We start from the raw sequence: 14,382 nt of genomic DNA, 5'->3' as shown, positions 1-14,382 counted from the left end.
GAATGAGATGGATCGTCTACAGCGACGCCGAGCTACTCACGGCCACAGGCAGTTCACACCAGGGCGCGTGGCCACACCCTGGCTAGCCCTGCTGGCTGGTCCGCTTTCGTACGGGATTGCCGCACCTGCCCTGCTCCTCGACGATCTGGCGCGCGCAACGGGTACCGGGGAACAGGCCGCCGCCGGCGTAACTGCCTTCGGCTGGGGGATCGCGTTGGGGACACCGCTGTTGGCGGCCCTGCTTGCCCGTCGCGGCGTGCGAGCGGTCCTGACCGTCGCGGCGGCGCTGGTGGCTGCGGGGACGCTCCTCCTCGTGCTGGTGCCGAGCCTGCCGGCGATCGTGGCCGGTGCGGCGGTGCAGGCACTGGGGTCTGCTGGCCTCACCGTGACGGCGATGAAGCTGGCCGACTCCGCCCGGCAGATGGGGGTGGTCGCCGCATCGCTGGCGGTCGTCGGGGCTACCGGCCCGCTGACCGGCGCACTGGTCGCCGACATCTCCTCATGGCAGGCGGCGCTGGCGTTGCCGCTGTTGGCGGTGCTCGCCGTGCCCGCGGCTCGCCGCGGCACCACATCGCCGGACACGGTGCCGTCGTCGTTCGATCCCCTCGGCATGGCCCTCCTGGCCATACTGGTCACTGCAGCCGTCCTCATTCCACACCGACCGCTGGTCACCGGCCCGGCCACCGTCGCGCTGCTGCTTTTGCTGGTGACCTGGATCAAGGTTCGTCCGGACGGCTTCCTGCCTGCTGCGGTGGCCCGGAACGGCCGGTTCCTCGCGGCGTGCGCACTGGCCTTCGTACTGGGAGTGGTGAACTTCGCACTGCTCTACGCCGCGCCGGACCTGCTGCGACAGCACGCGGGATGGGCAGGCACCCGGAGCGGGATCGTGCTGCTGGCGCCGTACCTGCTCGGTGGCTTCTGCGCCGGGTTCCTGGTTGCGGCGTCCGTGCGGGTGCCACGCCGCGTCGCGGCCGCCGCGTTGCTCGTCACCGGCGCCGCCGCAACGCTGCTAGCGGCGGTTACCACCGCCGTACCACTGCTGCTTGCGGCGATGACGCTCGCTTCCTTGTCCGCCGCGACCGGCCAAGGCGTACTCGCCCTGCATGCGACCGGCGTCGTATCCGCCTCCCACCGGGCCGAAGCCCTGGGCCTGTTCAACCTCGCCTACCTGCTCAGCGTCGCGTTCGGGCCAGCGATTGCCATGACGCTTTCGCACCCGACCGCCTGATCGCCTGGACGTGCAGTTCAGCGTCGGTCCGCCTTCTCGGTGACCTCGATGATCACCACTCCAGCACAGTGGTGATGACAGCCTGACCGATCGTCACCCCACCGGCGGGCGTATCGGCGTCCAACGAGGTGGCGGTCATCTGCCGTTCCGGGGCCGGCTTCGCGGCGAGCCCAGCAGGCCGCACGCCCCCCGGTTCGGGTCGCACGGGCTGGCACCGGGGGGCAAGTAGTCAAAGTGGAAACCATTGGTGAAGACCGCAGTGCTTCGGTATCGACAGCATGGTTCACTGCTCGTCGGTGTTGTGGTGTGCGAGTCCACGCCGCCGAAGACCACCAGCTTCGGCCGTGGTAAACCGATCAGGGCTGCCGGCACGTTAAGCTGCGGCCAGGTGCCACTCAGCCCCGCGTACGCGGCGACGTCCGGTCTGGTCTGAGCGAACCAGGCGGTGAGCAACGCCTCCCACGAGTGCCCGACGACCCCGGTCCGGTCGGCTGACATCAACACAACGTACAGTTCGAGCCCTTGTCGCTGTGATGGATCAACTGGCCGTCGCGCACATCGCGGGACCAGATCCCGTATTCGAGGGTGGCGAGCATCAGGTTGGGGTCGCAGCGGTCGGAGGTCTTCCACCCGACGGCCCGGCGGGAGTTCCCGCTAGACCGCGCGGGCCACGCAGATCCTGGCGTCGAGGCGGGGCCCGGCCTCGTAGAGCATGTATTGCACACCGCCGTCGGTGCCGAACGTCGGCGAAGCCACCCGGCCGTTGTCCGACGCGATCGGCCGATGGAATACGCCAAGATGGACCTCGCGGTCGAAGTTGTTGCCGACCTCGGTCAGATACATGTTGCCGCTGCTGCCGTGATACGCGAGATACGCGGTGCCGTTCCGCTTCAACAGGTGTGGCGCGGAAATGTCGGTGAGCCCGTCACCTGACGGTGACACCAGCGGGTTCGGGGCGAATTGCCAGTTGCTCCAGCCATTCGGCGACCAGCCCCAAAAGATCTTCCGGGTGCCCGGCCGGATCGTGTGGGCGCCCATGAACACCATCACGTAGCGGTTTCCCTTGCCAGCCACCGAGTGCTCGAAGACCCGCGCGTACGAGGTCTCGGTCGTGTTGGGCACCAGGTTCGTCGACAGGATCGGCGTCTCATTGGTGAAGTGGACGCCGTCGGCCGAGCGGGCGACCCGGGTCGTGTAGTTCTCGCCGTGGAAGTACAGGTAGAACTGCCGGGTCGGCGCGTCCCACACCACGTGCGGCGACGACACGTGGCTTACCGTCGTGGTCGGCAGCACCCGGTCGACGATGGGGTTGTTGGGATATTCGGTATAGGGGCCCTCGAGCCGGTCGGCGTAGGCAAGACAGATCCCGCCGGGGGCGTCGTGCGGCGCGTAGTAGAGGTAGTAGCGGCCGAGGTAACTGCTGATCTTGTCGTAGACCCCGCGCACGCACGGGAAGATGAACTCGCCCCTCGGGTTGTAGCGCAACGGTTTGTCGAACGCGTCGCGCACGTATCGATAGTTGGGAAAGCCGGCCGGTGCGGCGAGCGCCGGTGTGGGTGTCGCAGCAAGGCCGACACCGGTGGTCACGGTCGCGACCCCGGCCGCCGCGCCACGCAACAGCGTACGTCGGGAGAAAGAACCTTCAGGGGTACGCGTCATCGCGATCCCTCCGTTCGTGAGGCGAGCCAACGGGGGCAGGAGGAGCGGGCCGGCCGTAACGAGTCAGCGGCCGTTACTCAACCTCGCTGAGCAGCCGTAAACGGTGCAGGAACTCGACGAGGAAGGGTTCGTTGATCGATGAGTCTGCGCGCGTCGACTCCACAGTGTCAAGATGCTAATACGAATTAGCAAGTTGGGTCGCGAGGCTGCTCCGCCCCAGCCCTGCCTCGCTGCACCGGCTCCCACCCGTGGCGTCCCGCTTCGTCCACAACCCCCGGGAAGCCCACCTACTCGTGGACACCAGCAACATCGACCACCGGTGGCCGCAGCTTTCTGCAACCGGCTCGTGGTGCTGTCGCGGGGCGCGGTCGTGACAGCCGGTGCCATAGGATTTCCTATGGCACCGGCTGACATTTTGCCTTTGCCTCTCGTTCTTTTCCAGACGTACCGTCAAACAGCTCGACAAGGTGCTCACCGCGCGATTTCTCCGAACATCCGCGGCTCTGCTCGCATCGATCCTTCTTCCATCGAGCGGACGAACACATCTCTCGGCGAGCTAGCTGCCTGCTGCGTTGTGCTTCGCGACCAGGCTCGGGAGTTCGTCCAGCGAGTCGATGCGGAACAGGCACTGCTCAGACACGGCTGGCATGTCGAGGATGTGCCCCCATGGAGAGCGCCGAATCAGGCACGTCTCCATACCGGCCTCCCTGGCCGGGCGCGCATCGTTGTCGGGCCGATCACCGACGTACAGGATCGAAGACGCATCGCCGCCGCCTTCGCAAATGACCCGCTCGAAAAAGGCCGGTGACGGCTTCGCCACGCCCCAACCGTCCGACGTGCCGATCACGTCCACGGCGAGGTCGAGAGCGCGGAGGATCGGCTCAGCGTGAGCTGGCTGGTTGCCGGCCAAGCCCACGAACAGGCCCTGTTCCCGCAAGGAGCTGAGACACGATCGCGCGTCGGGGTAGAGATCCTCTTCGCCGAACGACTCCGGCTTGTCAGCGGCTGCTCTACGTTCGCGCTCCAATACCAGATCGAAATCAGGCTGGAAGGCTCGGAACGTCTCCTGATAGTCCAGACCCCGGGCGATCACCGCACCGAAGACCGCCGAGAACGTATGCCGTGGCACGCCAAGCCAGTCCGCCCAGGTTGCGAACTCTCGGGACTCGTCGACGACTACCCCGCCGACATCAAAGAAGACCGCTTTGATCACTTGCATCCCTCTTCACAAGGTTGGTCGGTACTCGAACCTGGTATGTACCACGGGCAGTGCAGCTCGTGCTGCTGCCGACGTTGACGCAGTGGCTGGCACCGGCCTGGATCCGCTACATCGGAGCCGCCCCTGTTCGCCCCCCAAGGCATTCGGACCTGCCAAAATCGGCCGCATGTCTCCTAACCTTGAGCATTCCTTCGGGCCCGCCAGCCAGGCTGTGGCCAACGACTACGACAGCTTCGCTGAGGCGTACGCGGCCGAGACCGAGTCCAACCTCATCAACGGCTACTACACCCGGCCGGCGATCCTGGACCTGGCCGGGGACGTGGCCGGGCGGCGAATCCTTGATGTCGGCTGCGGAGCCGGCCCTTTGCTTGCAGAATTGCGTGATCGCGGTGCCATTGTGACCGGCATTGAGCCCAGCGCCAAGATGCTGGCCCTGGCCCGGCAGCGGCTCGGCGATGGCACGGCCCTGCATCAAATCTGCTACAGAGCGCGCTGGCCAAGACGTACCAGCACTGGCAGCGCATTCGCGGCGACGACCCGGATGCGTACGTGCGGCGGGTGATGTACCACCAGCAGGTCTCCTGGTGGCGGCGCCGCCGCCTCGCCGAACGGCTGGACCCGGAGCCCACCGACCGACCCGGCGACGACCACTCCGACGCGATCGCCCTGCGGCTCACCCTGGCGGCCGCGCTGCGCCAGCTCACCCCGCGCCAACGCGCCGTGGTGGTGCTGCGGTTCTACGAGGACCTGACCGAGACACAGATCGCCGAGGTGCTGAACTGCTCCGTCGGCACGGTAAAGCGGCACGGCCACGATGCGGTACGCCGGCTGCGCGCCAAGGCCCCTGACCTGGTCGACCATGCGGCGGAGAGGATCCCGCGATGACCGCCCGACTACGCGAGTCGCTGCACGCTGTGGCGGCCGACGTTCCCGCGTACCCGGTCTACGAACGGGCGCTCGCCACCGCCCGCCGCTCCCGCCGCCGTACCGCGCTCGCGGCCGTGGCGGCGCTGATGCTGGTCGCGTTGGCTGGGGCGATGCTGCCGCTGGCGGGTACCCCCGCCGTCGCCCCGGCGGCCGGCGCTGAGGCCGCGCTGCCTGACCGGGTCGGGGTGCCACCCTTCGGCAGCCTGCACGCCACCGATCGACCGCGACTTGGTCCCGCCTCGGTGATCTTCACAGGTCAGGCCCCGGGCCTGATGTACGGCGAAGAGGGCAGCATTATCGCGGTCGTCGGTGCGGACGCCGACCGTTACCGGATCATCAAAGGCGAAATCGAGGCGCAAGCCGGCGCGGACACAATACTGTCTCCCGACGGTCGCCGGGTCGCCTTCAGATCAGTCAACTACACGCATCCCCGAGTGCAGGTTGTCGACCTGGTGACCGGGCGCAGCCGCACCGTGGCCAGCGGGGTCTCCGGCACCGTCATGGTCGAACCAGCGGGCTGGTCGCCGGACGGGCGGGCGCTGGTCGTCCGAGCCACTGTGCCAACCAACCCGGAGCGCAGCGACTACCGGGAGGTGCTGAGCATCGTCTGGCTGAACAGCAACCGCCGAACCTGGCTGGCCGACGATTACGAGAGGGACGGGTCCACGGTCGCATTCGCCCCGGACGGTAAACAGCTCGCCTTCCAAACCGGGCGGACGGTCTCCGTCGCCGACCTCGACGGCCGGCGACTCTCCTCGTTCACCCTCGCGCCCGAGACGGAGCTGGCCGGCAAGGGCGCCTGGAGCACCGACGGCCGGGCGCTGACGGTCACCCGGCGAGACGGTGACAGCTGGAGCCTGCGGCGGATCGACCCGACCACGGGCAGGGACCTCGGCGCGATCGACACGCCGGCTGTCTCCGGGGTGACCGCCATTCGGCTACTGGGGTGGACGGTGGACGGGACTGCGCGCGTCGTCGCCTACCAACCAGCACCCCACGCTCCGGCCGCGTTCGACGTGCCCCTCGATATGGATCAGCGACTGGCGTACGGCAACGTCGGCGCCGTGCGGGTACTGGCCCTCGGCCGTGGCGCAGATGCTCCCACCACCCTGCTCACCGCCCCAAAAGACGTCGTCGCAATCGACATTTCCGACGACGTGATCCGCAGCGGTCGCACCCGTGACGCAAGTCCGCCCAACGGAGTGGGCCCCCGAATCTGGTTCTGGCCCATCGTCATCACCGTCCTGGCGACCGGCATCGCAGCGTACCGCTGTCGCGAAGGGCTGGCGCTCTGGCTCGACAACAGGCGTGTCAGGCGTGTGCGTGGGCCGGGTGGATGCTCCTGATCGCAAAGGCTGAACTGCTGGCGTGCGGCTTCTTCGAGACGGTCACCCTGACCGGAGCGCGGATATACGTGCTCGCGGCGATCGAGCACGCCAACCGCCGTATCCGAGTCCTGGGCGTGACCGCGCACCCGACCGGCAGATGGGCGGCGCAAGCGGCAAGGTACCTGGCCATGGACCTCAAAAACGCCGGCTACCGGCCCGACTCATGATCCAAAAGGAATGCCGATAATGCAGTCACCGGGGCGTGCCCGGGCCCACTCGACCTCCGTCTGCGTCGCGTCGTACGAGTCCTGCGTCGCCGCGCGGCCGGCATGTCGAGGTTGGACTATTGCCGTCGGTGGCCGGGCGGCCGACGCTGCCGATGGACCGGGTCATCGCCTACGAGCTGGAGCTGCTCGGCAGCCACGGGATGCCGGCGCACGCCTATCCGGAGATGCTCGCGCTGATCGAGGCCGGCAAGCTGCGGCCCGAGCTGATGGTGACCGACCACCTGACGCTCGACCAGGTGCCGGCGGCGCCGGCCGGTGACATCGACACCAAGCCCCAGGTTTCTGTGGTATCCGCTGCGAGCAGGAGCCTTCGGCCGCCTGATAAGCCCTCTGATCAGGCCGATTGTCCCCACGGTCAGACGGCGCGCTCGCGATCAGGCGGCGGTGAGCAGGGCGACCAGGAAGTCCGAGTCGGGCGTGTAGGGACGGACGTCCCACGTGCTCAGCAGGAGGTCCGGTGCCAGGCTCGCGGCCTCTACGTCGGCGAGGAACTCGTCGTGCCCGTAGCCGCGTCCGGTGCCGAATCCGATGGCGACCCGGCCGCCGTCGGCCAGGTGGGCGCGGAAGCGGTAAAGGATCTCCCGCCGGGTGGAGGGGGCCACGAAGGTCATCACGTTACCGGCACAGACGATCACGTCGAAGCCGGCCGGGACGCCGGCCGAGGGCAGGTCCAGGTCGCTGAGGTCACCTACCAGCCAGGTCGGCCCGGGATGAACGGCCTGGGCCTCGGCGATCAGCTCAGGGTCCAGGTCGACCCCGACCACCTCGTGCCCGGCCGCCGCGAGGTGAGCACCCACTCGTCCCGTACCGCAGCCGGCGTCGAGGATGCGCGCACCGCGCGGCACCATCGCGTCGACCAGCCGGGCTTCACCGACCAGGTCGGCACCGCGCGCGGCCAGGTCCCGGAACCGCTGGATGTACCAGCGCGAGTGACCAGGGTCTTCGGCGATCTTGCGTAGCCAAAGATTCTCCGTGGCGCTCATCAGATTCCTTCCGTCGAAACCCCTGCTTCAAGCAAGGGAGGATGTCACACCGCTCATTAGCCAGGGTGCCGTGGCCAAGGTGATCGAGCGGAGCAATCGGCGTCATCGTCCGGATGACACCGGCCCGCGCTCGGCGTCCCGGACTGCGGCGGGCGTCGGGGCCGCGACCGGGGCTGGGCCCCGGCGGCCCCGGTAGACGACGTACGGGCGCCACAGGTAAGCCAGCGGCGCGGACCAGACGTGCACCAGCCGGGTGAACGGCCAGAGGGCGAGGAGGAGGAAGCCGCCGATGGCGTGCAGCTGGTAGACCAACGGTGCCCCGGTCATCAGCTCGCTGTGCGGCTGGAACCAGAAGATGCCACGGAACCAGACGGCGATCGTGGCCCGGTAGTCGTAACCGCCGCCGAGCACGTTCTCCCCCACTGTGGCGACCATGCCGAGGACAGCCATGATGGCGAGGGAGGCGTACAGCACCTTGTCCATCGTGGTGGTCCTGCGGCGGACCCGGCCGTTGACGAAGCGGCGGACGATCAGCAGCGCGAGCCCCGCGACGAGCATGAGGCCGGTGACCGTGCCGGCCGAGACCGCCACCAGGTGGTAGGTGTGCTCGGAGATGCCGACCGCCTCGGTGAGCGACGCCGGCACCAGCAGGCCGAGGACGTGACCGCCGAGGACGCCGAGGACGCCGATGTGGAAAAGCGGCGAGCCGAGGCGCAGCAGGCGGTTCTCCAGCAGTTGGCTGGTGTGGGTGGTCCAGCCGAACTGGTCGTGCCGCCAGCGCCAGACGTGCCCGGCGATGAAGACCGCGAGGCAGATGTACGGGAGCACGACCCAGAGCAGCGTGGTCATCGTGAGGCCTCCGCGAAGGAACAGGAAGGGTACGGGGCGAGGTGGGTGCCGTTGAGGTCGGGTCCGACGCCGATGCTGTCCAGGCCGACGGTTTCGACCGGTGGTCCGTCGATGGCGAGTGCCGTGATGGCGGCCCGGTCGTCGTCGGTGAGTTCGGGCAGCATCGCGCAGACCGCGTCGAGCAGGAGCCGGTACGGTGTGCCGGAGTCGGTCAGGGCGGCGCGCAGCAGTTCGATGCCCTGCCGGTGCTGGCGCAGCGGGGCTTCGCCGTCGCCGGGTCCGACCATGGCGGCGAACTCCAGGACGACCGGCAGCAGGTCGGGTAGTTCGCCGTCGGCGAGCCGCAGTCCGTGTGCGCGGTACCTTTGTTTGAGCACGAGCAGCGCCATGCCTCGTTTGCGGGTGTCGCCGTGCAGGTAGTAGGTGAGGTAGAGGCCGGTGCGGCGGCGCAGGTCGAAGGTCTGCACGTACTCCCGCTGGGCGTCGATCAGCGGCGCGGCCAGCAGCCAGTCGAGGAACTCGCCGAGCTGGGCGCGTACCGTCGGGTCTTCGAGGTCGGCGGCAGCCGCACGCAGCTCCTGACCGGCGTCCTGCAGCTCTGCGTCGGGGTAGGTAAGCAGCAGCGAGACCAGGCGGAAGGTCCGGGCCCGGTCGGCCGGGGATGTGGCGATCATGAGCGGCCTCGCAGCGGGTTGAGGGCGAGCCCGCGCCGGCCGTCGGTACGCCGGAACAGGCCGGAACGTGCGCCGTCGCCCCCGGTGAGGTGGAACGTCTCGCCCATCCCCGGGCCGCCCTCGCAGTCCAGCGCGCAGTCGCCGTGTGCGGCGGCCTGCGCCTCCAGGGCTGCGGCGTCCCTGGCGTGTGCGGCCGGGATCACGTACCGCTCGTCGTACTTGGCGATCGCCAGTAGGCGGTACATCTCCTCGACCTGGTTGGCGGTCATGCCGATGCCGTCCAGCAGTTCCTGCGCGACGGTGCCGTCGAGGGTGCGGGCCCGCATGTAGGAGCGCATCGCGGCGAGCTTCATCAGCACACCGGCGGCCGCCTCGGCGTCGCCCGCGGTGAACAGTTCGGCCAGGTACTCGACCGGGATGCGCAGCTCGCGGATGGTGTGGAAGACGTCGTCAGCGTCGGTGTCGTCACGGCCCGCCTGACCGACCGCATCGAGCACCGGCGACAGCGGTGGCACGTACCAGACCATCGGCAGGGTGCGGTACTCCGGGTGCAGCGGCAGCGCGATGCGGTACTCGGCGATCAGCTTCCAGATCGGGGAGCGCTGCGCCGCCTCGATCCACTCGTCTGGCAGGCCCGCGTCCCGGGCGGCGCGCTGCACGGCCGGATCACGCGGGTCGAGGAAGACCGCGCGCTGGGCGTCGAGCAGGTCGTGCTCGTCCTCGACGGAGGCGGCGGCGAGCACCGCGTCCTCGTCGTAGAGGACGATGCCCAGGTACCGCAGGCGGCCGACGCAGGTCTCCGAGCAGATGGTGGGCTGCCCCGCCTCGATGCGCGGGAAGCAGAAGGTGCACTTCTCCGCCTTGCCGGTGGCGTGGTTGACGTAGACCTTCTTGTACGGGCAGGCCGACACGCACATCCGCCACCCACGGCATCGGTCCTGGTCGACCAGGACGATGCCGTCCTCCTCGCGCTTGTACATGGCACCGGAGGGGCAGGCGGAGACGCAGGCCGGGTTGAGGCAGTGCTCGCAGATGCGCGGCAGGTGGAACATGAAGGTCTTCTCGAACTCGAACCTGACCTTCGCGGCGGCCTCGGCGGGCATCTTCGCCAGGTTCGGGTCGCCCTCGGCGCGCTCGTGCGCCCCACCGAGCGAGTCCTCCCAGTTGGCGCCCCAGGTGACCGCCATCGGCTCACCGGTCAGCGCCGAGTACGGCCGCTTCACCGGGGTGTCCGTCAGACCGGCGGGGGCGTTGACCAGGATGTCCTTGTCGAAGGTGGCCGGCTCGTAGTAGTCGTCGATCGTCGGCAGGTCCGGGTTGGCGAAGATGCGGCTGAGGCGTTTGGCCCGGCCGCCGGAGCGCAGCACCAGACGCCCCTTCCCGTCCAGCTGCCAACCGCCCTTCCAGCGTTCCTGGTCCTCGTAGTGCTTCGGATAGCCGATGCCCGGTTTCGTCTCGACGTTGTTGAACCAGACGTACTCGGTGCCCTCCCGGTTGGTCCAGGTCTGCTTGCACGTCACAGAGCAGGTGTGGCACCCGATGCACTTGTCCAGGTTCATCACCATTGCTACCTGGGAACGGATCTTCATCAGTACTCCACCTCCTGCTTGCGACGGCGGATCACGGTGATCTCGTCGCGCTGGCTGCCGATCGGGCCGTAGTAGTTGAAGGCGTAGGTGAGCTGGGCGTGCCCGCCGGCGAGATGCGTGGGCTTGATCAGCAGTCGGACCATCGAGTTGTGGTAGCCGCCGCGCCGGCCGCTCTTCTCCGCCTTGGGCACGTTGACCGTGCGTTCCGGCGAGTGGTACTGGAACACCGTGCCCTCGGGCATCCGGTGGCTGACCACGGCCCGGGCCACCACCACACCGTTACGGTTGTGCGCCTCGATCCAGTCGTTGTCGCGTACGCCGATCTTGTCGGCGTCCTCGATGCTCATCCAGATCACCGGGCCGCCCCGCGACAGCGCCAGCATCAGCTCGTTGTCGTGGTACATCGAGTGGATGGACCACTTGGCGTGCGGGGTGAGGAACCGCACCGTCACTCCCCCGTCGATTGCCTCACCCGGCTTGCCGAAGTGCCGTGCCATGTTCAGTGGTGGCCGGAAGGCCGGCAGCTGCTCGCCCAGCTCGGCGACCCAGTCGTGCTCGATGAAGAAGTGCTGCCGGCCCGTGATCGTGTGCCAGGGCTTGAGCCGCTCCACGTTGAGGGTGAACGGTGAGTAGCGGCGGCCGCCCTTCTCCGACCCGGACCACTCCGGGCTGGTGAAGACCGACTGCGGCGCGTCCTGCGTCCGGGCGTACGTGATCCGGTCCTCCTCATGGCCGGCGATCAGGTCCACGAAGGGCTGGCCGGTGCGCTTCTCCAGCTCGGCGAAGCCGGCTGCGGCGACCCGGCCGTTGGTGGTCCCCGACAGGGCGAGGATCGCCTCGCACATCCGGTCGGCGGTCGCCAGCGACGGCCGACCGTCGATCACCCCATTCTGGTGACGCAGGTACTCGATCTCCGGGTTGACATCGACAGTGATCGCCTTCGTGGTGGTGCCTACCTTGTCGAGCAGCGGCCCGACGGTCCGCATCTTCTTTCCGATCAGGGTGTAGTCCCGCTCGATCTCCACCAGTTTCGGCATGGTCCGCCCCGGTACGGGGTCACACTCGCCGAACTTCCAGTCCCGAACCCGGCCGCTCGGCGTCGCCAGCTCGTCCGGGGTGTCGTGCTGCAGTGGCGCGGCCAGCACGTCCCGGCGCACGCCGAGGTGGTCGACCGCGAGTTCGCTGACCTTGTCGGCCAGCGCCAGGAAGGTGTCGTAGTCGGTGTGCGCGTCGGCCGGCGGCTCCACGGCCGGGCTGAACGCGTGCACGAAGGGGTGCATGTCCGTGGTGGAGATGTCGTCCTTCTCGTACCAGGTCGCGGCCGGTAGCACCAGGTCGGCATGCAGGCCCGTGTTGGTCATCCGGAAGTCGATCGCGGTAAGCAGGTCCAGCTTGCCGACCGGGGCGTCGGCGCGCCATGCCACGTCGCGGGGACGGTGGTCCGGGTCGCACTCGTCCGCCGTGGCGGTCCCCTCCACACCCAGCAGGTGGCGCATGAAGTACTCGTTGCCCTTGCCGGAGGAGCCGAGCAGGTTGCACCGCCACAGGGTGAGGCAGCGCGGGAAGTTCGCCGGGTCGTCCGGGTCCTCCGCCACGGTCCTGAGCGTCCCGTCCTTCAGGGCCGTCACGATGTAGTCGGCCGTCGGTACGCCGGCCGCTGCGGCCTCGTCGGTCAGGTCGAGCGGGTTGCGGTTGAAGAACGGGTGGCCGGGGCTCCAGCCCATCCGCTGCGCGGCCGCGACCGTGTCGGCGAAGGACATGCCGGCGAACCGGCCGGTACCCAACGGCGACGACAACTCGTCGGCCGGTACCCGCTCGTAGCGCCACTGGTCGGTGTGCAGGTACCAGAACGGCGTACTGGCCTGGTGCCGCATCGGCCGCTGCCAGTCGAGGGCGAACGACATGTGCTGCTGACCGGTGATCGGGCGGGCCTTCTCCTGCCCGACGTAGTGTGCCCAGCCGCCACCGTTGACCCCCTGACAGCCGGTCAGCAGCACCAGTGAGATGAACGCCCGGTAGGTCATGTCGGAGTGGAACCACTGGTTCGCGCCGGCCCCGAGCACGATCATCGACCGGCCGCCGCTGCGCTCGGCGTTGCGGGCGAACTCCCGGCCGATCCGGGCGGCGAGCGTGGCCGGTACGCCGGTGATCCGCTCCTGCCAGGCCGGCGTGTTCGGTGCCTCCGCGTCGTCGTACCCGGTGGGCCACTGGCCGGGTAGGTCGCCGCGGCGCACGCCGTACTGGGCCATGAGCAGGTCGAAGACAGTGGTGACGGGGTGCCCGCCGAGCCAGCGGATCGGGACGCCCCGGCGGATCGTCGTTCCGCCCTCGGTCTGGCCCAGGTCGAAGCGGGCGAGGTCCACCTCGACCGTCTCGCCGTCGGGATCCAGGCCGAGCATCGGTACGACCTCGCCGAGATCGAGGTTCCACCGCCCCTCGCCGTCAGCGGCGTACCGGAAGCCCAGTGACCCGTTCGGAACCACGGGCTCGCCGGTCCGCTCGTCGATCAGGACGGTGCGGTGCTCCCCGTCGGCCTCGCCGAGGTCCGCGGCGGTAAGGAAGCGGTCCGCCGTCCACACGTCGCCGGTCTGGCGCAGCGTCACCAGGAACGGCAGATCGGTGTACCGGCGGACGTAGTCGACGAAGTACGGCACCTGCCGGTCCCGGAAGAACTCGGTCAGCACGACGTGCCCCATCGCCATCGCCAGCGCACCGTCGGTACCCGGGTGCGGTGCCAGCCAGTCGTCGGCGAACTTGACGTTGTCGGCGTAGTCCGGGCTCACCGCGACGACCTTCGTGCCCTTGTACCGGGCCTCCGCCAGGAAGTGCGCGTCCGGCGTACGCGTCACCGGGATGTTCGAGCCCCACATCATCAGGTACGTGGCGTTCCACCAGTCGCCGGCCTCCGGCACGTCGGTCTGGTCACCCCAGATCTGCGGGGAGGCGATCGGCAGGTCCGCGTACCAGTCGTAGAAGCTCAACAGTGTGCCGCCCAGCAGCGCGTGGTACCGGGTACCGGCGGCGAACGACGCCATCGACATCGCCGGGATCGGCGAGAAGCCGACCACCCGGTCCGGGCCGTACCGCTTGGTGGTGTAGACGTGCGCGGCGGCCGTCATCTCGATCGCCTCGTCCCAGCTGGCCCGCACGAATCCACCCCGACCGCGCTGCGCCTTGTAGGCGGCCGCCTTCAGCGGTGTCTCCACGATCTCGGCCCACGCGAGCACCGGATCACCCAGACGCTGCCGCGCCTCGCGGTACATCTCGGCCAACACACCCCGCAGGTACGGGTGCCGCACCCGGGAGGGCGAGTACTCGTACCAGGAGAACGAGGCACCGCGCGGGCAGCCACGCGGCTCGTAGTCCGGGGAATCCGGCCCGGTCGTCGGGTAGTCGGTCGCCTGATGCTCCCAGGTGATCAACCCGTCCTTCACGAAGACGTTCCACGAGCAGGAACCGGTGCAGTTGACCCCGTGGGTCGACCGGACCACCCGGTCGTAACGCCAGCGGTCCCGGTAGAACGCGTCCCAGGCGTTGCCGTCCAGCTGATGCAGGGTGCGCCCGTGGTCGCCGACGGTCTCGTGCGTCAGGAAACGCCGGGTGGCCAACAGCGGTGCCACGCCGGGAACCTGATCCGTT

Annotated in this window: 13 protein-coding genes; 5 read left to right on the top strand and 8 right to left on the bottom strand. The window is 68.8% G+C overall.

All coding sequences use genetic code 11. The features are described from left to right. Positions 1-67: 67 nt before the first annotated feature. Complete coding sequence (locus tag ACWDV4_RS05865) at positions 68-1,228, top strand: MFS transporter (protein WP_449975214.1); 1,161 nt, start codon at positions 68-70, stop codon at positions 1,226-1,228. Positions 1,229-1,280: 52 nt separating this feature from the next. Here the strand turns inward: ACWDV4_RS05865 and ACWDV4_RS05860 are convergent, their stop codons facing one another. The 3 genes from ACWDV4_RS05860 to ACWDV4_RS05850 form a co-directional block, all read right to left on the bottom strand. Further along, positions 1,281-1,433: a hypothetical protein gene (locus ACWDV4_RS05860; RefSeq protein ID WP_449975212.1), complete on the bottom strand. Its 153-nt coding sequence runs from the start codon at positions 1,431-1,433 to the stop codon at positions 1,281-1,283. Positions 1,434-1,882: 449 nt separating this feature from the next. Continuing rightward, positions 1,883-2,815, bottom strand: coding sequence for a hypothetical protein (locus ACWDV4_RS05855; RefSeq protein WP_449975210.1), 933 nt, complete (start codon positions 2,813-2,815; stop codon positions 1,883-1,885). A 628-nt stretch (positions 2,816-3,443) separates the two neighbouring features. After that, positions 3,444-4,100 carry an HAD family hydrolase gene (locus tag ACWDV4_RS05850; RefSeq protein ID WP_449975208.1) on the bottom strand — a complete coding sequence of 219 codons (657 nt, stop codon included), beginning with the start codon at positions 4,098-4,100 and terminating at the stop codon, positions 3,444-3,446. Between the two features lie 172 nt (positions 4,101-4,272). On the opposite strand from ACWDV4_RS05850, the gene ACWDV4_RS05845 reads away from it, so the two are divergent. Genes ACWDV4_RS05845 through ACWDV4_RS05830 form a run of 4 tightly spaced genes read left to right on the top strand, consistent with a single transcriptional unit; the run spans position 4,273 to position 6,588 of the window. Continuing rightward, positions 4,273-4,668: a class I SAM-dependent DNA methyltransferase gene (locus ACWDV4_RS05845; RefSeq protein ID WP_449975206.1), complete on the top strand. Its 396-nt coding sequence runs from the start codon at positions 4,273-4,275 to the stop codon at positions 4,666-4,668. After that, positions 4,584-4,991: a SigE family RNA polymerase sigma factor gene (locus ACWDV4_RS05840; RefSeq protein WP_449975502.1), complete on the top strand. Its 408-nt coding sequence runs from the start codon at positions 4,584-4,586 to the stop codon at positions 4,989-4,991. Before ACWDV4_RS05845 ends, ACWDV4_RS05840 begins: the two co-directional genes overlap by 85 nt. Continuing rightward, positions 4,988-6,379: a hypothetical protein gene (locus ACWDV4_RS05835; protein WP_449975204.1), complete on the top strand. Its 1,392-nt coding sequence runs from the start codon at positions 4,988-4,990 to the stop codon at positions 6,377-6,379. The genes ACWDV4_RS05840 and ACWDV4_RS05835 overlap by 4 nt, the downstream gene beginning before the upstream one ends. Next, entirely contained in the window at positions 6,370-6,588 is a 219-nt protein-coding gene (locus tag ACWDV4_RS05830) for a hypothetical protein (RefSeq protein WP_449975203.1), read from the top strand. Before ACWDV4_RS05835 ends, ACWDV4_RS05830 begins: the two co-directional genes overlap by 10 nt. A gap of 434 nt (positions 6,589-7,022) precedes the next feature. On the opposite strand, the gene ACWDV4_RS05825 is transcribed toward ACWDV4_RS05830, so the two are convergent. The 5 genes from ACWDV4_RS05825 to ACWDV4_RS05805 all read right to left on the bottom strand — a co-directional run bounded on the left by ACWDV4_RS05825 (position 7,023) and on the right by ACWDV4_RS05805 (position 14,363). Continuing rightward, the gene (locus ACWDV4_RS05825) at positions 7,023-7,631 is read right to left on the bottom strand and encodes a class I SAM-dependent methyltransferase (RefSeq protein WP_449975202.1); all 609 of its coding nucleotides are present in this window, start codon (positions 7,629-7,631) and stop codon (positions 7,023-7,025) included. A 102-nt stretch (positions 7,632-7,733) separates the two neighbouring features. After that, positions 7,734-8,480 (bottom strand): respiratory nitrate reductase subunit gamma, encoded by a 747-nt coding sequence (gene narI / locus ACWDV4_RS05820; RefSeq protein ID WP_449975200.1) that lies wholly within the window; start codon positions 8,478-8,480, stop codon positions 7,734-7,736. After that, a complete protein-coding gene (narJ, locus tag ACWDV4_RS05815; protein WP_449975199.1) occupies positions 8,477-9,154 on the bottom strand; it encodes a nitrate reductase molybdenum cofactor assembly chaperone in 678 nt (225 codons plus the stop codon). The genes narI and narJ overlap by 4 nt, the downstream gene beginning before the upstream one ends. Then, the gene (narH, locus tag ACWDV4_RS05810) at positions 9,151-10,743 is read right to left on the bottom strand and encodes a nitrate reductase subunit beta (RefSeq protein ID WP_449975198.1); all 1,593 of its coding nucleotides are present in this window, start codon (positions 10,741-10,743) and stop codon (positions 9,151-9,153) included. Before narH ends, narJ begins: the two co-directional genes overlap by 4 nt. Beyond that, a complete protein-coding gene (locus ACWDV4_RS05805; protein ID WP_449975501.1) occupies positions 10,743-14,363 on the bottom strand; it encodes a nitrate reductase subunit alpha in 3,621 nt (1,206 codons plus the stop codon). The genes narH and ACWDV4_RS05805 overlap by 1 nt, the downstream gene beginning before the upstream one ends. Positions 14,364-14,382 lie beyond the last annotated feature (19 nt).

The organism is Micromonospora sp. NPDC003197, assembly GCF_053590565.1.
The sequence above is the reverse complement of the archived record's forward strand: the minus strand, read 5'-3'. Positions and strand labels throughout refer to the sequence as shown.

What these genes read in the sequence shown, in the direction of transcription:
- ACWDV4_RS05845 (WP_449975206.1), top strand. Translation starts at nt 4,273, where the DNA reads ATGTCTCCTAACCTTGAGCATTCCTTCGGGCCCGCCAGCCAGGCTGTG.
- ACWDV4_RS05835 (WP_449975204.1), top strand. Translation starts at nt 4,988, where the DNA reads ATGACCGCCCGACTACGCGAGTCGCTGCACGCTGTGGCGGCCGACGTT.
- ACWDV4_RS05830 (WP_449975203.1), top strand. Translation starts at nt 6,370, where the DNA reads ATGCTCCTGATCGCAAAGGCTGAACTGCTGGCGTGCGGCTTCTTCGAG.
- ACWDV4_RS05825 (WP_449975202.1), bottom strand. Translation starts at nt 7,631, where the DNA reads ATGAGCGCCACGGAGAATCTTTGGCTACGCAAGATCGCCGAAGACCCT.
- narI (WP_449975200.1), bottom strand. Translation starts at nt 8,480, where the DNA reads ATGACCACGCTGCTCTGGGTCGTGCTCCCGTACATCTGCCTCGCGGTC.
- narJ (WP_449975199.1), bottom strand. Translation starts at nt 9,154, where the DNA reads ATGATCGCCACATCCCCGGCCGACCGGGCCCGGACCTTCCGCCTGGTC.
- narH (WP_449975198.1), bottom strand. Translation starts at nt 10,743, where the DNA reads ATGAAGATCCGTTCCCAGGTAGCAATGGTGATGAACCTGGACAAGTGC.